Below are 18,945 nucleotides of genomic sequence, written 5' to 3' on the forward strand. Positions count from 1 at the left end.
CCTCTCTTTCCGGTCACCCGGATCACTGGGGTCACTCCGTGGCGATGGCGCGCAGGACGTCCAGGCGGGCCGCTCGCCGTGCCGGGCGCAGGCCCGCGAGGGCTCCGGCGGCGACGCCCACCAGCGCCACCACGACGAGCTGGGTCGGCGGCACCGCGAAGGCGAACGCGCTGTCGCTCGCCCCGTCGGAGGCCCGCACGAGGACCCAGCCGAGGAAGGCGCCGAGGGCCAGCCCGCCCGTCGTGCCGAACGCGGCGACCAGGACCGACTCCCAGCGGACCATGGCCCGCAGCTGGGACCGGGTCTGGCCGACGGCCCGCAGCAGACCGAGCTCGCGGGTGCGCTCGTGGATCGCGAGGGTCAGGGTGTTGGCGATGCCGAGGAGCGCGATCAGGACGGCGAGGGCGAGCAGGGCGTAGACGAGGGTCAGCATCATGTCGATGCCGCCGGCCGAGGACCGCGCGTACTCGTCGCGGGTCTGCACCTCGGGATCGCCGTACCGGTCGGCGACCTTCTCGACCGCCGCCTTGCCGGCCTCGGCGCTCACCCCGTCCTTGAAGGAGACCGCGATCAGGGTGTCGGCGTCCTGGGTGCGGTGCGGGGCCCAGGCGGCGCGGGTGACGACGTAGTCGCCGGCGAGTTCGGAGCGGCCGTAGACGGCGCGGACGGTGAAGGTCCGCTGCTCGCCGTCGGTGAAGGCGAGCCGGGCGGTGTCGCCGACGGTCAGCCGCCGGCGGTCGGCCTCCTGCCGGGTGATCGCGATGCCGTCGGTCCCGAGGGCGTCCAGGTCGCCCTGGACGGCGCCGAGGTCGAAGGTGCGCCGCAGGGCGGCCGGGTCGGTGACGGTCAACGCCCGTCCCGCGCCGTCGACTTCGGCGACTCCCCGGCCGAGTCCGACGGCCGTGTCCACCTCGGGCAGCCGGTCGATCGCCGGGGCGAGCTTCGGGCTCAGGCCGTTGCCGCCCGCGCCGAAGGAGGGAGTGCTGAGGGCGACGTCGCCGGCGAAGGAGCGCGAGACGGTCCGGTCCATGGTCGCCTTGAGCGAGGCGCCGAACACGGTGAAGAGGGAGACCACGGCGACTCCGATCATCAGGGCGCTCGCGGTGGCCGCCGTCCGCTGCGGGCTGCGCAGCGCGTTGCGGCGGGCGAGGCCCCCGGTGACGCCGCGCAGCCGGTCCAGCGGGCCGCCGAGGACGCGTACGGCCGTGCTGGAGGCGACCGGTCCGAGAACCACGAAAGCGACCAGCGCCAGGACGGCTCCGCCGCCGGCCTGCCACAGGGACGCGGAGCCGAGGACGCCGGTGAGGGTCACGGCGACGGCGAGGGCGAGCAGCCCCAGGCCGGTGACGGCGCGCGGGCGGGACGCGCCGGAGGCGTCCACGGCCGTCTCGCGCAGCGCGGCGAGCGGAGCGGTGCGGCCGGCCCGTACGGCGGGCAGCAGCGCGGAGCCCAGGCAGACCAGGACGCCGACCGCGAGGGGGAGGGCCAGCGACAGGGCGCTGATCACCAGGTCGCCCTCGGGGAAGGGGAATCCGATCGCCGGGAACAGCGCCCGCAGCCCGGCCGCGATGCCGATGCCGCCGGCGAGTCCGGCCGCCGAGGCGGTCACGGCGACGGCGCTCGCCTCGACGAGGGTGGCGGCGGTGACCTGGCGGCGGGAGGCGCCCAGCGCCCGCAGCAGAGCGTTCTCACGGGAGCGCTGGGCGACGACGATCGCGAACGTGTTGTGGATGGAGAAGGTCGCCACCAGCAGCGCCACCCCGGAGAAGACCAGCAGGAAGGCGGTGAAGATCGTCAGGAACTGGCCGGCGATCATGTCGGTGTCCTCCTGGGCCGACTCCTGCCCGGTGACGGCCTCGACGCCCTTGGGCAGCACGGGAGTCAGCCGGTCGACCAGCTCCGACTGGCTCACCCCGGGGTCGGCCCGCACGACGATGCTCGACGCCTGACCGGGCCGGGCGGTGAGATACCGCTCGGCGTCGGCGCGGGTCATGCCGGTGAACGTCACCTGCGCCATGCCGTCCTCGCCGCCGAAGGTCGCGAGGCCGACGATCGTCACGCGCACGGGGTCGGGGGTGCGCAGGGTGGTGGTGTCGCCGATCTTCAGGCCGCCCCGGTCGGCGGTGCCGCGGTTGACGACGACCTCGCCGGACCGGGCCGGGGCGCGGCCCTCGGCGAGCCGGTAGGGGTTGAGCTTCGGGTCGGCGATCCAGTTGCCGGCGATCGTGGGCGGTCCCTGGCCGCCGATCGGGTCGCCGTCGCCGCCGATGAGCTGGCCCGCGCCCTGGATGTCCGGGGCGGCGGCCGCGACGCCGGGGACGGCCTCGACCGTCCGGACCAGGTCGGTGTCGACGGGCCGGCGCACGCCCTGGCTCTCGCCGGGGGTCGTGATGGTGTCGGCGCCGCGCACGACCGCGTCGGTGCCGGCCGTCGCGTTGCCGAACATCGAGTCGAAGCTCGCGCGCAGGGTGTCGCCCATGACGAGCGTTCCGGCCAGGAAGGCCACGCCGAGGAAGACGGCGAGGAAGGTCCCGGCGAAACGGCGCCGGTGGGCGCGCAGGGACGACAGGCTCAGGCGGACGGAGGCGTTCATGACGGCACCTCGAAGGCTTTCAGGCGGTCCAGGACGCGGTCGGCGGTCGGGGACTCCATCCGGTCGACGAGCAGGCCGTCGGCGAGGAAGACGACCTCGTCGGCGTGGGCGGCCGCGACCGGGTCGTGGGTGACCATGACGACCGTGCGCCCGGTCCGGCGGACGGTGTCGGCGAGCAGATCGAGCACCTCTCCCCCGGCACGGGAGTCGAGGTTGCCGGTGGGCTCGTCGGCGAACACGACGTCCGGCCGGCCGGCGAACGCCCGGGCCACGGCGACGCGTTGCTGCTGGCCCCCGGAGAGCTCGGAGGGCCGGTGGTGAAGGCGGTCGCGCAGACCGACGACGTCGACGAGGGCGTCGATCCACTCCGCCTCGCCCCGCTCGCCCGCCAGGTCCAGGGGCAGCCGGATGTTCTCCTCGACGCTCAGCGTCGGCACGAGGTTGAAGGCCTGGAAGACGAAGCCGACCCGGTCGCGGCGCAGCAGCGTGAGGCGCCGGTCGTCGAGCGTGCCGAGGTCGGTGTCGCCGATGTGCGCGGCGCCCGAGGTGAGCGTGTCCAGGCCGGCCGCGCAGTGCATCAGGGTGGACTTGCCGGAGCCCGACGGGCCCATGATCGCGGTGAAGCGGCCGGCCGGGAAGTCGACGCTCACCCCGTCCAGGGCCCGTACGGCGGTGTCGCCGACGCCGTAGACCTTCACGGCGTCGACGACCCGCGCGGCGCTGCGCGTGGCGGTCGTGGCGGTCGTGGTCGCGGAGGTCATGCCGCACCGCCGCTGCCCGTCGGGCCGAACCGCTCGTCCAGGACGGACAGCCGGCGCCAGTACTCGTCCTCGTCGATCTCGCCGGAGGCGAAGCGACGGCCGAGGACGGCCAGGGGCGCGTCGCCGGTCGGACGGCTGTCCTGCACGGCCCGCCACGGGCCGCCGCGGCCGCGCCGCACCGTGCGGCGCAGGAGGGTGACCACGCCGATCACGACGGCCGCCCAGATCAGCGGGAGGAAGAGGATCCACGGTCCGGGGCCGCCGCCGTCCCAGTTCGCCACAGTGTTCATCTCGAGTCATCTCCCAGGGTGGGTCTTCCGGTGATGTCTCGAGACTCCCGCCGGGGAGGGGTCCGGGTCGTCGTACGGCCAGCGGCACTGCGCGTACCTCCCGGGGAGCAGCCGGGGTCGGATGGACTGCACCCGACGGCCTCGATTTCTGTAACTACTAGTATGTACAGTTGAGGTATGAGCACGGAGAGCACGTCGCAGAGCACGTCGGAGCGGCTGATCGAGTCCACCCGGGAGCTGCTCTGGGAGCGCGGTTACGTGGGGACCAGCCCCAAGGCGATCCTGGAGCGCGCGGGCGCCGGGCAGGGCAGCATGTACCACCACTTCAAGGGCAAGCCCGATCTCGCCCTGACGGCGATCCGGCGGACGGCCGACGAGCTGCGGGCCATCGCCGAGGGAGTGCTGAACGGGCCGGGCACGCCCTACGAGCGCATCAGGGCGTATCTCACACGCGAGCGTGACGTGCTGCGCGGCTGTCCCGTCGGGCGGCTGACGATGGATCCGGAGGTGATCGCGAGCGACGCACTGCGCGAGCCCGTCGACGACACGATCGACCGGATCCGCGAGCAGATCGCCCATCTCGTCGAAGAAGGCAAGGAGCAGGGCGAGTTCGGGCCCGAGCTGGACGGTGAGGCGATCGCCGCCACGGTCGTGGCGACCGTGCAGGGCGGGTACGTCCTGGCCCGCGCGGCCGGGTCGCCGACCGCCTTCGACGCCGCTGTCCGCGGACTGCTCTGCCTGCTCGCGCCGCGTTCGACCGACCGTCCCTGAGGAGGACCCGATGCACGCCATGCAGTACGAGCTCACCCTGCCCGCCGACTACGACACGGGCATCATCCACGCGCGCGTGGCCCGCGTCGGGCATCTGCTCGACGACTGGGACGGCCTCGGTCTGAAGGCGTACCTGCTGCGCGAGCGCGGGACGCACGGCTCGCCGGTCAGCCAGTACGCGCCGTTCTACCTCTGGAACACCGTGGCGGGCATGAACGCCTTCCTGTGGGGCGGCGCCTTCCAGGGGCTGAGCGACGACTTCGGGCGTCCGACGGTCCGTCAGTGGACCGGCCTGGCCCACGAGGAGGGCGTCGCCGCCGGCGCCCCGGCCCGGTTCGCCGTACGCCGGCGCCGGCCGGTCCCGGACGGGGTGGTGCTGTCGGACGTGGTGCGGGAAGCGGTGGCCGAGGCCGGGCGGCTGGCGCGGGAGGACGGGGCCGTGCTCGCCGCGGCGGCCGTGGACACGAGCCGCTGGGAGACCGTGCACTTCTCGCTCTGGGAGCACGACACGCCGAAGGCCGACGGGGACCTGTTCCAGGTGCTGCACCTGTCCGCGCCGGGGCGGGCCGCCCTGCCCGAGGGCCGGCAGTGGTGAGCGCCGTACGGACGGTGCTCGGGGACCTGCCGGCCGAGCGGCTCGGCGTGTGCGACGCGCACGACCACCTCTTCTTCGGCACTCCCCTGCTGCCCGGACAGGAGCTGCGCAGTGTCGCCGCGGCGCGCGCCGAGCTCGCCGCGTTCCGCGCGCAGGGCGGCTCCGCCGTCGTGCAGTGGACGCCGTACGGTCTCGGGCGGCGCGCGGCCGATCTGCAGCCGCTGTCCCGGGAGTCCGGAGTGCACGTGGTGGCCGCGACCGGGCTGCACCAGGAGGTGCACTACGACGAGGCGACCCTTGCGGAACTGCGCCGCGGGCTCGCCGAGGTGTTCGTGGCCGAACTGACCGAGGGCATCGGGACGTCGGGCGTCCGCGCCGGCATCGTCAAGGTCGCGGGCGGCTTCCACGCCCTCGACGCGCACGCGCGCTGGACGATGACCGCGGCGGCCGAGGCGCATCACACGACGGGTGCGCCCGTCGCCGTCCACCTGGAACTGGGCACCGGCGCGCTCGACGTGCTCGACCTGCTGTGCGGGGAGTTGGGCGTCCCCCCGGACCGGGTGATCCTGGGGCACCTCAACCGCTCCCCCGACGCGGTGGTGCACCGTCAGGCGGCCGAGGCGGGCTGTTGGCTGGCGTTCGACGGTCCGTCCCGCGCCCACCACGCCACCGACTGGTGCATGCCCGACGCCGTACGGACCCTGGCCGACGCCGGGTTCGGCGACCGGCTGCTGCTGGGGGGCGACACCACGACGGCCGCCGCCCGATCGGTCGACGGCGGTCCGGGGATGCCGTATCTGCTGCGCCGGGTGCGGCCGCGGCTGGCGCTCGCCGTCGGCGAGGAACTCGTGGCGCGGATCCTCACCGAGAATCCGGGACGGGCCTTCGGCGTCGACTGGCGCTGAGCGACGGCCGTACCGCCGGCCGGCGCGCCCGCCCGGATCTGCTCCCACGAGTGCACGTGCCGTGTGCCCTCAGGCTCTCAGGTGGACGGCTGGGCGCTGTCCTTCATCGTGCCCCAGCCGTGCCAGCGGTCGACCTCGATCCAGGCGCTGAAGCGGGAGCGGGCCCGGTCGGGTAGGGCTTGCCGATGTAGTGGGTGGAGAGGCGGTCGCTGTCGATCAGGCCCTCGTCCTCGTGCCACTCGACCACCCGGCCGATGAGGGTGACGTGGGTGTACCGCTCCGCGCCGTCGAGGACGGTCAGGGTCACGCGCGGGTCGCGCCGCAGATGCTTCAGCCGGACCCGGCTCTCGTCCAGGCTGATCAGGACGCGGCCGTCCTCCCAGACGTACCAGGTGGGGCGGAGACGGGGGTTCCGTCGGAGCGCAGGGTCGCCATCACGCAGGGGTTGGGGCGGCCCGGCAGCTCGACGGCCTCGGGCGGAAGCGGGGGCTTGGACATGTGCTGCTCTCCTGTCGGGTTCAGGCGTGGCCGTCGAAGCTGGCGAAGTAGGCGGCGGCCATGTCCTCGTCGCCGTGGCCCTGGGCCGCGGCCCGCTCCAGACGCTCGGCGCTCGCGGCCGCCACATCGAGCCGGACGCCGCGCCGGGCCCCGGCCTCGACGATCAGCCGCGCGTCCTTCGCGGCCGTCGTCACCGCGAACTGGGCGGGCGAGAGCCGGTCGTCGAGGATCAGGCCGGTCTTCGCCTTCAGGTACCCCATGTCGAGCGGGCCGTCCGCGATCAGTTCGAAGAACGCGTTCGGGTCGACGTCGAGGGACTGGGACAGGGCGAGGACCTCGCCGGCCGCGGCGGTGGCCGCGATGACCCAGCTGTTGGCCACCAGCTTCAGCCGGGTGGCGCTGCCCGCGCCGCCGTCCTCGCCGGTCCACACCGTGCGCGCGCCGACCGCGTCCAGGACGGGCGTCACCGCGTCCCGGCTCGCCGTCGGGCCCGCTGCCAGCACGGTCAGCTGACCGGCCTCGGCGGGCTGACGGGTGCCCAGGACCGGCGCGTCGAAGAAGACGAGGCCGTGGTCGCGGGCGAAGGCGGCCAGGTCGCCGACGGACTCGAGCCCGGCGGTCGTCGACTGCAGCCAGGCCGCGCCGACGGACAGGGCGGGCGCGGCCTCCCGCATGACCTCCAGGGTGGCGGGGCCGTCGTAGAGCATGGTCAGGACGACGTCCGCGCCCCGGACCGCCTCGGCAGGGGTGTCGGCGATGTGCGCGCCGTCGGCGGCGAGGGGCTCTGCCTTGACCCGGGTGCGGTTCCAGGCACGTACGGTGTGGCCGGCCCGGGCAAGGTTGCGGGCCATCGCGGCGCCCATGATGCCGGTGCCCAGGACGCTCACGGTGAGCTTGTCGGTCATTTCGTCAACTCCCTGATCAGTCGCGGTACGAGACTACTTGGACACGGCGCCGATCCGCCCCTCCAGCACGCCCGGTGGCCGTTGAGCATCGGATTCGGCCGCTCGTGGGCGAGGGCCGCGGCGGGCCGGCCGAGCTGCGTCTCCTGGGTCAGGACGCGCACCCGGCCGCCCGGCAGAGCCTCCACCGGCCAGGCGTGCAGGACGTCCGGCCGCTCCTCCGGCGCGCCGTCCTGCTTCGCGGTCCATGTCAGCCGGCCGGGGAACGCCGTCGGCCGGGGGCCCGGAACTCTTCCTTGCCGTCCACCGCTCCGGCTCCTTCACGGCGGCCGCCCCGCAGCCGGGCTGTCGCAGCCCATCGTGACCGCGGGCTGCGGCCGCGGGTCACGCAGGGGCTGACCGAGCCCCTCCTGGAGGAGATGCCGGCGGACCGGCACGATCCGGTGATCGCCACCCGCAGGCCGCGCGGGCGGGCCCTGGAGTCGGTGCCGCCGACCGACGAGGAGTACGTCCTCGTCGCCGTCCCGTCCTGGCCGCGGCAGGTCGAGGAGCATGTATTGTCCTGCGCCCGGGCAGCGGTCACGATGGAGGCTTCGGCGAAGGGGGTGGGCCCGTGCGGGTCCGGTACACAGCCGCGGCCTGCGTCGGCGCCGCGGTGCTGGCCGCCTCGTCGACCGGCTGCGGGCCCCCCGCGGCGGGCGTCACCGGGGTCACGGTGACCGCGGACGGAGCACCGGTCGGGGTGCTGATGGTGTGTCACGACCACATCGACGGGGCCACGTTGTACCTCCACGGCGCGGACGACGACACCGAGGACGTCGGGCGATGGAGCCGCGCCGAGCCCGCCACCGGCTTCGTCAGCTGGCCGCTGAACGGCGGCGGCGAGGGCTGGAGCGTCGACAAGGCGATGCCCGCCGCCCTCGAACGGCAGCGCACCTACAGCCTGTACGGCTGGACCGAGGACAACTCCTGGTCGACGACCCACGTGTCCTTCGACCTCACCGCGCTGGCCGGGCTGACACCGGGCCAGGTGCGCTATTTCGCGGGCGACGACGTGCCGGGCGCGGACGCCGACGGCCGGCGGACCGCCGCGTCGGTCGCGGAGTTCCGCAAGGCCGCGTGCGAGGACGACTGAGCGCGGGGCCGGGCCTCACCCGAGGCTCAGCGCCCCCAGCGGGTCGTCCAGCACCGGCTGCCACGCCAACTCTGCTGCTCCCACGAGGCTGTTGTGGTCGAGGGAGCAGGCGAGGATCGGGACGCCGCCGCTGCGGCCCCAGAGGCTGCGGTCGGTGACGACCGCGCGCAGCCGGCCGGGGTCGGCGTCGAGCAGGGTGCGGTGCAGGCCGCCGAGGATGATGCGGTCGGGGTTGAGGAGGTTCACCAGCCCGGCCAGGCCCAGGCCGAGCCGGTCGATCAGGGCTTCGGCGGCCGTGCGGACGACCGGGTCGCCGTACTCCTCGCGGAGCAGTTCGTTGGCCTGCTGGAGCAGGGAGCCCCCGGGCCCCGGCTCGCGGCCGGCGGCGGTGAGGAGGGCGAGCGGGTCGGCCTCCACGTCGAGACAGCCACGGCTGCCGCAGTGGCAGGGGCGGCCCTCGGGGTTGACGGCGAGGTGGCCGACTTCCAGGGCGAGGCCCGAACTGCCGGTGTGCAGACGGCCGTCCAGCACCAGCGCGCCGCCGACGCCCCGGTGCCCGGTGGCCACGCACAGCAGATCGCGGGCACCGCGTCCGGCGCCGTGCCGGTGTTCGGCGAGGGCGGCGAGGTTCACGTCGTTGGCCGCGAACGCGGGGCCCGTGATGCCGGCGGCGCGGATCCGCTCGGCGAAGATCTCCCGCACGGGCGCGCCCGCCGGCCAGGCGAGGTGCAGGGGGTTGAGCGCCAGGCCCTCGGGCTCGGTGACCGCGGACGGCACGGCGAGTCCGGCGCCCACGCAGCGTCGGCCGGTCCGCCGCAGCAGCTCCGCACCGGCGTCGACGGTCGCGCCGAGCACCTTGGCGGGGTCGGCGTCGACGGCCTCGCAACTGGGCGTGGTGGCGACGATCCGTCCGCCGAGGCCGACCAGCGCGGCCCTGAAGCCGTCGGCGTGGACCTGGGCGGCGAGGGCCACCGGGCCGGCCTCCGCGACTTCGAGCCGATGGGAGGGGCGGCCCTGCGAACCGGCGGCCGCGCCGGGTCGGGCGTCGACCCTGATGAGCCCGAGCGCCTCCAGCTCCGCGGCGACCGCGCCGGCCGTCGCGCGGGTGACGCCGAGTTCGGCGGTGAGGACCGCGCGGGTGGGCGCCCGCCCGGTGTGCACGAGCTCCAACGCGGGCCCGAGGGCACCGCGCCCCCGGTCCAACCGCGCCCTCGAGGTGGTCCCTTCCCCCGTCGACCGGGGGTCCGCCTTGCCGCTCATGAGGGCGAGTCTCCCATGATCCGTTCCTCAGGCGGCGGCGGGGAAGCCACTCACCCGCAGCGTGACGTTCAGCCGCCCGGCGAGGCCCAGTCCGGCCGGCGCCGTGCCCGGCAGCACGCGCGGCACCCCGTGGTGGGCGAGCCGGGACGGCCCCCCGAACACGAACAGGTCGCCGCTGCGCAGCTCGACGTCGGTGTAGGGCCGCGCCCGGGTCCGCGTGTTGCCGAACCGGAAGACACAGGTGTCGCCGAGGCTGAGGGACACGACGGGCGCGTCGGACTGCTCGTCGGCGTCCCGGTGCATGCCCATCCGGGCGTCGCCGTCGTAGAAGTTGATCAGCGCGATGTCGTACGCGGCAGCCTGGGCCGCCGCCGGTCCCAGCGCCGCCGGTCCCAGCGCCTCCGGTCCCAGCGCCTCCGGTCCCAGCGCGTCCGCGACCGCGCGTCGGCCCAGTTCGCCCAGCCAGGCCGGGAAGGGCTTGACGGGCGCGCCGTCGCCGTCGGCGACCGTGCGGGCGTAGGCGTACGGGTACCAGTGCCAGCCGAGGCAGACCTGGCGGGCGGTCATCGTGCCGCCGCCGGGCGTACGCACCGTGCGCAGCCCGGCCGGCGGTCGGGCCCAGTCCCGGCAGGACCGCAGCAGCTCGGCCTGGCGTGCCGCGTCCAGCCAGTCGGGCACGTGCACCGCGCCCGGCGCGACCCGCACCCGCTCCCGGGGAAACAGCTCGGTGTCCATGCGCCCATCCTCCTCCATGGCTCTGACACCGGGCCTGAGCTGCGGTTCGGTTAGCCTGGCTCACGATGAACGACCCTTTGACGACGCCGTGGGGCGAGGTCTCGCTGGCCCGCCACCCCGAGGATCCGCGCGACCGACTGCGCGCCTGGGACGCCTCCGACGCGTACCTGCTCAGACACCTCGCCGCCCAGGACACGCCCCTGACCGGCACGGTGGTGGTGCTCGGGGACCGCTGGGGCGCGCTGGTCACGGCGCTCGCGGCGCACCGCCCGACGCAGATCACCGACTCCTGGCTGGGGCAGGAGGCGACGCGGACGAACCTGGCGCGGGCCGGCGCCGAGACCGGCTCCGTCCGGCTGCTCACCACCCGGGACCCGGTGCCGGACCGGATCGACGTGCTCCTGATCAGGGTGCCCAAGAGCCTCGCGCTCCTGGAGGACCAGTTGCTGCGGCTGGCGCCCGCCGTGCACGCGGACACGGTGGTCGTCGGCGCGGGCATGGTGAAGGAGATCCACACCTCGACGCTGAGGCTGTTCGAGCGGATCCTGGGGCCGACCCGGACCTCGCTCGCCGAACAGAAGGCCCGGCTGATCCTCTGCACCCCGGACCCGGCGCTGAAGCCCCCCGCCAATCCCTGGCCGCACCTCTACGACCTCCCCGACGACCTCGGGGGCACGCTCTCGGGCCGTCCCGTCGTCAACCACGCGGGCGTGTTCTGCGCCGAGCGGCTGGACATCGGCACCCGGTTCTTCCTCGGGCGGTTGCCGAGCACGGACGGCCCGCGCCGGGTCGTCGACCTGGGCTGCGGCAACGGGATCGTCGGTACCGCGGTGGCGCTGGCCAACCCGGAGGCCGAGGTGCTGTTCACGGACGAGTCGTTCCAGGCGGTGGCGTCGGCGGAGGCCACGTACAAGGCGAACGGGGTGCCGGGGCAGGCCGAGTTCCGGGTCGGGGACGGGCTGGCGGGGGTGGCGGACGACAGTGTGGACCTCGTGCTGAACAACCCGCCGTTCCACTCCCACCAGGCCACCACGGACGCGACGGCGTGGCGGATGTTCACGGGGGCCCGGCGCGCGCTGCGGCCGGGCGGCGAGCTGTGGGTGGTGGGCAACCGGCACCTGGGCTATCACGTGAAGCTCAAGCGGCTTTTCGGCAACTGTGAACTGATCGCCGGGGAACCGAAGTTCGTGGTGCTGAAGGCGGTCAGAGAAGGGTGAGCCCCACGCCGGTGATGATCCGCTCGACGGTTCGCGCCATGGCCTCCCGTCCCGCGCTCAGGTAGGTGCGGGCGTCGACGGCGTCCGGATGCGTTTCGAGGTGGTCTCGGATGGCGGCGGTCATGGCCTGGTTGAGTGCGGTGCCGATGTTGACCTTGGCGATGCCGCCGGCGACGGCGGCGGTCAGTTCGCCGTCGGGGACTCCGGAGGAGCCGTGCAGGACGAGGGGCACGTCCAGGGCCGTGCTGAGCCGGGCGAGCAGGTCGTGGTCGAGGGCGGCGGTGCGGGCGGTCATCGCGTGGACGCTGCCGATGGCCACGGCCAGGGCGTCCACGCCCGACTCCGCGACGAACGCGCGGGCCTCGGCCGGGTCGGTGCGGGCCCCGGGCGTGTGGGCGCCCTTGCCGCCGATCTCCCCCAACTCGGCCTCGATCCACAGCCCTTGGGCGTGCGCCCGGTCGACGGCGATGCGGGTCGCGGCGAGGTTCTCGGCGTAGGGCAGCCGGGAGGCGTCGTACATGACCGAACCGAAGCCCGCGTCGGCCGCCTGGCCGAGCAGGGCGGCGCTCTGGACATGGTCGAGGTGCAACGCGACCGGCACGGCGGCCCGTTCGGCGGCCACGGCGGCGGCCCGGGCGAGCGGCAGCAGGCGCCCCTGCCGGAACTTGACGGCGTTCTCGCTGACTTGGAGGACGACGGACGCGCCGACGGCCTCGGCCCCCGCGACGACGGCCTCGACGTGCTCCAGCGTGATGACGTTGAAGGCGGCGACGGCGGTACGGGCCGCGTGGGCCCGGGTGACCAGTTCGCCGGTCGTGGTCAGCGGCACGGCAACTCCTCTTCGGCTCGTCAGGAGTTCAGGGCGCGAGGATCACCGAGCGGGTGAGGTGGCGCGGCCGGTCCGGATCGAGGCGGCGTGCTGCCGCCACGGCCACGGCGAGGCGCTGGGCGCGGACCAGTTCGGCGAGCGGGTCCAGCCGTCCCGGGACCCACAACGCACCGGTGGCGCGCACCTGTTGTGCCAGGCCCTCGGGCGCGTCTCCGAACATCCAGGTCGCGGTGGAGGCGCTGCTGATGCTGATGGGGCCGTGCCGGTACTCCATCGCGGGATAGGCCTCGGTCCAGGACAGGGACGCCTCGCGCATCTTCAGGGCGGCCTCGTTCGCCAGGCCGACGGTCCAGCCGCGCCCCAGGAACGTGAACTGTCCGCAGTCCACGAGTCCTTCGGGCAGGGGCTCGGCGAGCGCCGTGCGGGCGTCGGCGACGACGGCGTCGGTGTGCAGTCCCAGATGTGCGCGCAGCAGGGTGAACGCGGTGGTGGCGAACCGGGTCTGCACGACGGAGCGTTCGTCGGCGTGGTCGAGGACGACGACATGGTCGGCGGCCCGCATGACCGGGGTGTCCGGGTCGGCGGTGATCGCGGTCGTGCGGGTGTGTCCGCGCAGCCGGGTGAGCAGGTCGAGGACCTCGGTGGTGGTGCCGGAGCGGGTCAGGGCGACGACCCGGTCGTAGCGGCGGCCGTGCGGGAACTCGGAGGCGGCGAAGGCGTCCGTCTCGCCGAGCCCCGCTCCTTCGCGCAGCGCGGCCGCGGACTGGGCCATGAACCAGGAGGTGCCGCAGCCGACCACCGCGACCCGCTCCCTGGGTGCCGGCAACTCCCCGGCGTGCCGGGCGGCTTCGGCCGCGGCGCGGGTCCAGCACTCGGGCTGGGCGGTCAGTTCGTCCTCGATGTGGGTCATGCCCCGCCTCTCATGACGTCGCCTGTTCGCCGCCGCCGCGCCGGGTGCCGCCGACCTCGCCCTCGTCCCACCGCCACCCGACGACGAGTTCGTCGTCGGGCGGTCTCCTCGGTGAACTACTCCCCCACGTGGGCGAGTTCGATGTCGTGGTCGTCCACGTCACCGCCGCCGAGGCTGATGCCGGCCGCCCGGGGCGGGTAGCCGGTGGCGATGACGGTGTACTGGCCGCCGTCCAGGTCGGAGAAGGCGTAGGCCCCGTCGATCCCGGTCGTGGTGGTCGCCACCACGTTACCGGCGGCGTCCACCAGGGTGACCCGGGCGTCGCCCAGCGGAGCGCCCGCGCCGCGTACCGTGCCCCGCACCTGCGCGCCGGGCCGCAACTCGACGTCGACCCGGGTGACGCCGGCGCCGCCGATCTCCACGGGCAGGGCCAGCGGCCGGTGCTTGGGCGAGCTGACGGCGAGGGTCATGGGGCCCGGCACCAGGTCGGCGACGGAGAACTCGCCTGTGCCGTCGGTCTGCGTGGTGGCCAGCACATCGCCGCGGACGTCGGTGAGGATGACCACCGCCCCGGCGACCGGCGCCCCGCCGTCCGCGGACCGCACCGCGCCGACGAGCCCGCTGGTGCCGCTGAGCAGGACGTCGTAGGTCACCGGCGTCGCGCCGACCACGACGGTCGTCGCCTGCGGCTGGTGGCCGTCGGCGGAGGCGATGAGCACGTACGTGCCCTCGCCGGGGGCCTCGACGGCGTAGGAGCCGTCGGGCTCGGCGACCGCGCGGCTCAGCTGCCGCCCGCCCAGCGAGATCAGGGTGACGGCGGCCCCGCCCACCGGTACGTCCTGCGCGCCCCGCACCTGCCCGCGCACCGGGTGCCCGCCGCCGGCCGGACCCTCGTCGGTGAGTCCCGGGACGGTCGCGACGAGCGCCGCGACGGCGCGGGCCAGCGGGACGGCCACCGCGGCGCCCACGGCCCGGTCGTCGGGTGTCGCGAGCGCCGGTGCGCCGGCGACCGGCCCGGCGGTGACCGGCCCGGCGGCGACCGGCCCGGCGGCGACCGGTTCCGCGACGGTCACGGCGTCCGGGCCCGCCGTCCGCCGCCGGGGGATGAACGCGGCGACGACGAGGGCGAGGAGCGCCGCGCCCGAGCCGACGGCCATGACCACCTTGAAACCGTTCTCCGAGGGCAGCGCGGCGGCCCCGAAGTCGGTCGTCATCCGGGCCAGGATCACGCCGGCGACGGCGCTGGCGGTGGAGGTGCCGATGGACCGCATCAGCGTGTTGAGGCTGTTCGCGGCGGCCGTCTCGGCGGGGTCCACGGCGGCCATGATGAGCGCGGGCATGGCCCCGTAGGCGAAGCCGACGCCGGCGCCGATGACACAGGACACCAGGACGAGCTGCCACACCTCGTCCATCAGCACGATGTTGAGGCCGTACCCGGCGGCGACGACGACCGCGCCGAGCATCAGGGTCACCTTGGGGCCCCGCGCCTTGGAGATCAGCGCGGAGAGGGGCGCGGTGGCCATCATCACCAGGCCCGTGGGGGCCATGACGAGGCCGGCGGTGAGCAGCGACTTGCCCAGACCGTAGCCCGTCGCCTCAGGCAACTGCAGGAGCTGAGGGAGGACCAGGGACATCGCGAACATCGAGAAGCCGAAGGCCACCGAGGCGAGGTTGGTCACCAGCACCTGACGGCGCGCGGTGGTCCGCAGGTCCACCAGGGGTTCCTCGACCCGCAGTTCGAACAGGCCCCACAGGAGCAGGACGACGACCGCGGCGGCGAAGAGCCCGAGGGTGGTGGCGCTGCCCCAGCCCCAGTCGGCGCCCTTGGAGATCGCGAGCAGCAGACAGACCAGCCCGGTCGCCATGCCGAGGGCGCCGACCAGGTCGAAGCGTCCGCCGGTGCGCACCTTCGACTCCGGCACGAACAGCGGGACGAGCACGGCGGCGACGGCGCCGAGCGCGGCCGACGTCCAGAACAGCATGTGCCAGTCGAAGCGGTCCGCGATGAGCGCGGCGGCCGGCAGGCCGAGCGCGCCGCCGACGCCGAGGGAGGCGCTCATCAGTGCGGTGGCCGAGCCGAGCCGCTCGGCGGGCAGCTCGTCGCGCATGATGCTGATGCCGAGCGGGATGACCCCGGAGGCGAGTCCTTGCAGGGCCCGGCCGACGATCATCGGGGTCAGCTCGTCGCTGAGGGCGGCCGTGACCGAACCGGCGATCAGTACGAGCAGGCTGACCAGCAGCATGCGGCGCTTGCCGTACATGTCGCCGAGCCGTCCCATGACGGGGGTGGCCACGGCTGCCGCGAGGAGGGTGGCGGTGATCGCCCAGGCGGCGTCCGAGGGCGGGGCGTCCAGCAGCTTCGGCAGCTCCGGGACAATCGGGATCACCAGGGTCTGCATCAGCGAGACGACGATGCCGCCGAAGGCCAGCACCGCGACGACGGGGTTGGCCCGCGGTGCGACGGACCCCTCCCCCGGCTCGGCCGGCCTGGGTTGTGCGTGGGACATGGTCGGGCCTCCGTGGGGGGATGCGGTCCTGCGCGACTGTCCGACATCGTATGCGCGCTTGATTTACTCAAGCAACTAGTACTTTCGGTGTGCGGCGCGTGAAGAAACCGGGCAGGCGACCGGGCAGGCGGCTCCTGCCCGGTCCCCCACGGCGGTGGCCGCGTCGCGTTCGCTACAGCCCGCGCTCCAGGTGGTCCGCCACCAGCTTCACGAACCGGCCGGGCTCCTTCGGCCGCCCGCCCTCGGCGAGGACAGCCAGACCGTGCAGCAGCTCGGCGGTCTCGGCGAGCCCCGCGCGGTCCGCACGCTCGTTGTAGGCCTGGTTCAGGCCCTTCACGAGCGCGTGATCGGGGTTCAGTTCGAGGATCCGCCGGGCCCGCGGCACCTCCTGCCCCATCGCGCGGTACATGTTCTCCAGCGCCGGGGTGAGATCGTTCGCGTCGGAGACGATGCAGGCCGGGGACACGGTGAGGCGGGACGACAGCCGCACCTCCTTCACGTCGTCGTCCAGGTTCTCCTTCATCCAGCCGAGCAGACCGGCGTACTCCTCGCCCTGCTTCTCCCGCTCGCCCTCGGTCTTCTCGTCGTCCTCCCCGCCGAGGTCGACCTCGCCCTTGGCGACCGACCGCAGCGGCTTGCCGTCGAACTCGCCCACCGCGTCGACCCACACCTCGTCGACCGGGTCGGTGAGCAGCAGCACCTCGACGCCCTTGGCGCGGAACGCCTCCATGTGCGGGGAGTTCTCGATCGCCTGCCGGGACTCGCCGGTGAGGTAGTAGACGGCGTCCTGCCCGTCCTTCATCCGCTCGACGTAGCCCTTCAGCGTCGTCGGCTCGTCCTCGCTGTGCGTGGTCGCGAACGAGGAGACCGCGAGGAGCGTGTCGCGGTTGTCGGAGTCGGTGAGCAGCCCCTCCTTCAGGACCGCGCCGAACTCCCGCCAGAACGTGGCGTAGCGGTCGGGGGCCGCGGTCATCATGTCCTTGACCGTTGCGACGACCTTCTTGGTGAGGCGGCGCTGCATCATCCGGATGTGCCGGTCCTGCTGGAGGATCTCCCGGGAGACGTTCAGCGAGAGGTCCGCCGCGTCGACCACGCCCTTGACGAAGCGCAGGTACGGCGGCAGCAGCGCCTCGCAGTCGTCCATGATGAAGACGCGCTTCACGTACAGCTGCACACCGCGCTTGTAGCCCTGGTTGTACAGGTCGTGCGGGGCGTGCGAGGGGACGAACAGCAGCGCCTGGTACTCGAAGGTGCCCTCCGCCTGGAGCCGGACGGTCTCCAGCGGCTCGCGCCAGTCGTGGCTGATGTGCTTGTACAGCTCGTGGTACTCGTCGTCGGACACCTCGTCGCGCGAGCGCGCCCACAGCGCCTTCATCGAGTTCAGCGTCTCGGGTTCGGGCGCGGGCGTGTCGTCGGCGTCGTCGGAGCCGTCCGCGTCGGCCTTCTTCGCGGCCTTCTTCGGGACGGTCCTGATCGGCCAGGTGATGAAGTCCGAGTACCGCTTGACGATCTCCTTGATCGTCCACGGCGAGGTGTAGTCCTGGAGCTTGTCCTCGTCGTCCGCCGGCTTGAGGTGCAGCGTGACGGTGGTGCCCTGGGGCGCGTCCTCGACGCTCTCCAGCGTGTACGTGCCCTCCCCGCGCGACGACCAGCGGGTGCCCTTGCTCTCGCCGGCCCGCCGGGTCAGCAGGGTCATCTCGTCGGCCACCATGAAGCCGGAGTAGAAGCCGACGCCGAACTGTCCGATGAGCCCCTCGGCCCCGCCCTCCTCCTGGGCCTCGCGCAGCTCCTGCGCGAACTTCGCCGTGCCCGAGTTGGCGATGGTGCCGATGAGCCGGCCGACCTCGTCGTACGACATCCCGATGCCGTTGTCCCGCACGATCAGGGTGCGGGCCTCGGTGTCGGTCTCGATCTCGATGTGCAGGTCGGACACGTCCGCGTCCGGTGCGTCGTCCCGCAGCGCGGCGAGGCGCAGCTTGTCCAGCGCGTCGGAGGCGTTGGAGACGAGCTCGCGGAGAAAGACGTCCTTGTTCGAGTAGACCGAGTGGATCATCAGCTGCAACAACTGACGGGCCTCTACCTGGAACTCAAACGTTTCGGTCGACATGATGCGCGTATCCCTCACAGGTTCCGGAGTCTCCTGAACTGGCGAAAGCCACTGTAAGACACCAAGTCAGCCCGCACCGCTCGCTGTTCGAGCTCGTGGGCCCGGAGCCGGTGGCGTCGGCGGGCGTCGGCGGGCGTCGGCGGGCGTCGGCGCAGCAGCGCGCCGCGCAGGGTGAGGCCGTAGCCGACGCGCAGCCGGCGCAGTTCCCACAGGGCCACCGCGGTGACCGAGAGCGGCGCGCCCGGCATCAGCACGATCCGCACCGGGCCCGGCACACCCTCGTACGCCCCGGTGAGCAGGTCGATCAACGCCATCTCCCATACGAGCACCAGTGCCAGCAGCGGCGGGACCGTCTCGTGTATGTCCGCGGCGCGGAAGACGTGCGCCAGGGACATGCCGACTCCGTAGACGACGAACGGCACGATCCAGCAGAGCGTGAACAGTGTGCCGACGACGGTGACCGCCGTCATCACGGGGTTCGTGGCGAACCGCCCCTCGACGAAGCCGGTGAGCACGGACGCCGGGAACACCGCGACCGCTGCGATGATCGCCACGATCGAGCCGAACGGCTTGTGCACCGCGCGCCTCTCGAACGCGAACTCCCCGGCCGGGCTGATCGCGCGCAGCTCGGGCAGCCGCCGGAACAGCATCGGCAGCGCGACCCGGCGCTCGGCCCGGGCCGGCGACTGGCCGAGGCAGTGGTGCGGACCGTGGCCGAAGGCGAGGTGCGCACCGGCGTCCCGCGTGATGTCGAGCGTGTCCGGGTCGGCGAAGACCGCCGGATCCCGGTTGGCCGCCTGGAGTGCGACGACCACGCCTTCGCCGGCCCGGACGGTGACTCCGCCGACCTCCATGGCGAACAGCTGGCCGGGGTGCGCGGCGGCGGGGTCGGCTGGAGCCCGGGGAACCCCGGCCGGGACGTTCTCCGAG

15 protein-coding genes and 3 pseudogenes are annotated in these 18,945 nt (G+C 73.8%); 6 read left to right on the plus strand and 12 right to left on the minus strand.

The genetic code is table 11. The annotated features are described in order from the left end of the window. Positions 1-31: 31 nt before the first annotated feature. Genes AB0J04_RS29680 through AB0J04_RS29690 form a run of 3 tightly spaced genes read right to left on the minus strand, consistent with a single transcriptional unit; the run spans position 32 to position 3,644 of the window. Positions 32-2,593 (minus strand): ABC transporter permease, encoded by a 2,562-nt coding sequence (locus AB0J04_RS29680; protein ID WP_363171644.1) that lies wholly within the window; start codon positions 2,591-2,593, stop codon positions 32-34. After that, entirely contained in the window at positions 2,590-3,354 is a 765-nt protein-coding gene (locus AB0J04_RS29685; RefSeq protein WP_363171645.1) for an ABC transporter ATP-binding protein, read from the minus strand. The genes AB0J04_RS29680 and AB0J04_RS29685 overlap by 4 nt, the downstream gene beginning before the upstream one ends. Next, the gene (locus AB0J04_RS29690; RefSeq protein WP_363171646.1) at positions 3,351-3,644 is read right to left on the minus strand and encodes an SHOCT domain-containing protein; all 294 of its coding nucleotides are present in this window, start codon (positions 3,642-3,644) and stop codon (positions 3,351-3,353) included. Before AB0J04_RS29690 ends, AB0J04_RS29685 begins: the two co-directional genes overlap by 4 nt. Positions 3,645-3,821: 177 nt before the next feature. On the opposite strand from AB0J04_RS29690, the gene AB0J04_RS29695 reads away from it, so the two are divergent. From AB0J04_RS29695 to AB0J04_RS29705, 3 genes are read left to right on the plus strand one after another with little or no spacing between them, the layout of a single operon-like run. Next, entirely contained in the window at positions 3,822-4,415 is a 594-nt protein-coding gene (locus AB0J04_RS29695; protein WP_363171647.1) for a TetR/AcrR family transcriptional regulator, read from the plus strand. Positions 4,416-4,425: 10 nt separating this feature from the next. Further along, the gene (locus AB0J04_RS29700) at positions 4,426-5,010 is read left to right on the plus strand and encodes a DUF4865 family protein (RefSeq protein ID WP_363171648.1); all 585 of its coding nucleotides are present in this window, start codon (positions 4,426-4,428) and stop codon (positions 5,008-5,010) included. Then, on the plus strand, positions 5,007-5,915 hold the full coding sequence (locus tag AB0J04_RS29705) for a phosphotriesterase (protein WP_363171649.1): 909 nt from the start codon (positions 5,007-5,009) through the stop codon (positions 5,913-5,915). Before AB0J04_RS29700 ends, AB0J04_RS29705 begins: the two co-directional genes overlap by 4 nt. Positions 5,916-5,992: 77 nt before the next feature. Here AB0J04_RS29705 and AB0J04_RS29710 read toward each other — a convergent pair. Together AB0J04_RS29710 and AB0J04_RS29715 are read right to left on the minus strand one after the other, a co-directional pair. Beyond that, positions 5,993-6,413: pseudogene (locus AB0J04_RS29710) on the minus strand (PPOX class F420-dependent oxidoreductase). A 20-nt stretch (positions 6,414-6,433) separates the two neighbouring features. Beyond that, entirely contained in the window at positions 6,434-7,318 is an 885-nt protein-coding gene (locus tag AB0J04_RS29715) for an NAD(P)-dependent oxidoreductase (RefSeq protein ID WP_363171650.1), read from the minus strand. Between the two features lie 365 nt (positions 7,319-7,683). Between AB0J04_RS29715 and AB0J04_RS29720 the strand changes: the two are divergent. After that, positions 7,684-7,848 (plus strand): annotated as a pseudogene (locus AB0J04_RS29720) (LysR family transcriptional regulator); the annotation flags it as partial. A gap of 80 nt (positions 7,849-7,928) precedes the next feature. Beyond that, positions 7,929-8,450 carry a hypothetical protein gene (locus AB0J04_RS29725; protein ID WP_363171651.1) on the plus strand — a complete coding sequence of 174 codons (522 nt, stop codon included), beginning with the start codon at positions 7,929-7,931 and terminating at the stop codon, positions 8,448-8,450. Positions 8,451-8,465: 15 nt separating this feature from the next. On the opposite strand, the gene AB0J04_RS29730 is transcribed toward AB0J04_RS29725, so the two are convergent. Together AB0J04_RS29730 and AB0J04_RS29735 are read right to left on the minus strand one after the other, a co-directional pair. Further along, positions 8,466-9,710, minus strand: coding sequence for an ROK family protein (locus AB0J04_RS29730; RefSeq protein WP_363171652.1), 1,245 nt, complete (start codon positions 9,708-9,710; stop codon positions 8,466-8,468). A gap of 27 nt (positions 9,711-9,737) precedes the next feature. Beyond that, positions 9,738-10,445 carry an alpha-ketoglutarate-dependent dioxygenase AlkB gene (locus tag AB0J04_RS29735; RefSeq protein ID WP_363171653.1) on the minus strand — a complete coding sequence of 236 codons (708 nt, stop codon included), beginning with the start codon at positions 10,443-10,445 and terminating at the stop codon, positions 9,738-9,740. A gap of 77 nt (positions 10,446-10,522) precedes the next feature. Here AB0J04_RS29735 and AB0J04_RS29740 point away from each other — a divergent pair, with 77 nt between their 5' ends. Continuing rightward, entirely contained in the window at positions 10,523-11,662 is a 1,140-nt protein-coding gene (locus AB0J04_RS29740) for a methyltransferase (protein ID WP_363171666.1), read from the plus strand. On the opposite strand, the gene AB0J04_RS29745 is transcribed toward AB0J04_RS29740, so the two are convergent. The 5 genes and pseudogenes from AB0J04_RS29745 to AB0J04_RS29765 all read right to left on the minus strand — a co-directional run. After that, positions 11,649-12,491 carry a class II fructose-bisphosphate aldolase gene (locus AB0J04_RS29745; protein ID WP_363171654.1) on the minus strand — a complete coding sequence of 281 codons (843 nt, stop codon included), beginning with the start codon at positions 12,489-12,491 and terminating at the stop codon, positions 11,649-11,651. The two genes, AB0J04_RS29740 and AB0J04_RS29745, sit on opposite strands and share 14 nt — an antisense overlap. A gap of 28 nt (positions 12,492-12,519) precedes the next feature. Then, positions 12,520-13,401, minus strand: a complete 882-nt coding sequence (locus AB0J04_RS29750; protein WP_363171655.1) for an SIS domain-containing protein — start codon at positions 13,399-13,401, stop codon at positions 12,520-12,522. A 116-nt stretch (positions 13,402-13,517) separates the two neighbouring features. Next, on the minus strand, positions 13,518-15,908 hold the full coding sequence (locus tag AB0J04_RS29755; RefSeq protein WP_363171656.1) for an MFS transporter: 2,391 nt from the start codon (positions 15,906-15,908) through the stop codon (positions 13,518-13,520). 172 nt (positions 15,909-16,080) lie between these two features. Further along, a complete protein-coding gene (htpG, locus tag AB0J04_RS29760; protein WP_363171657.1) occupies positions 16,081-18,015 on the minus strand; it encodes a molecular chaperone HtpG in 1,935 nt (644 codons plus the stop codon). 617 nt (positions 18,016-18,632) lie between these two features. Continuing rightward, positions 18,633-18,869 (minus strand): annotated as a pseudogene (locus AB0J04_RS29765) (cytochrome P450); the annotation flags it as partial. Between the last annotated feature and the right edge of the window lie 76 nt (positions 18,870-18,945).

The organism is Streptomyces sp. NPDC050263 (assembly GCF_040655955.1).
Lineage (GTDB): Bacteria > Actinomycetota > Actinomycetes > Streptomycetales > Streptomycetaceae > Streptomyces.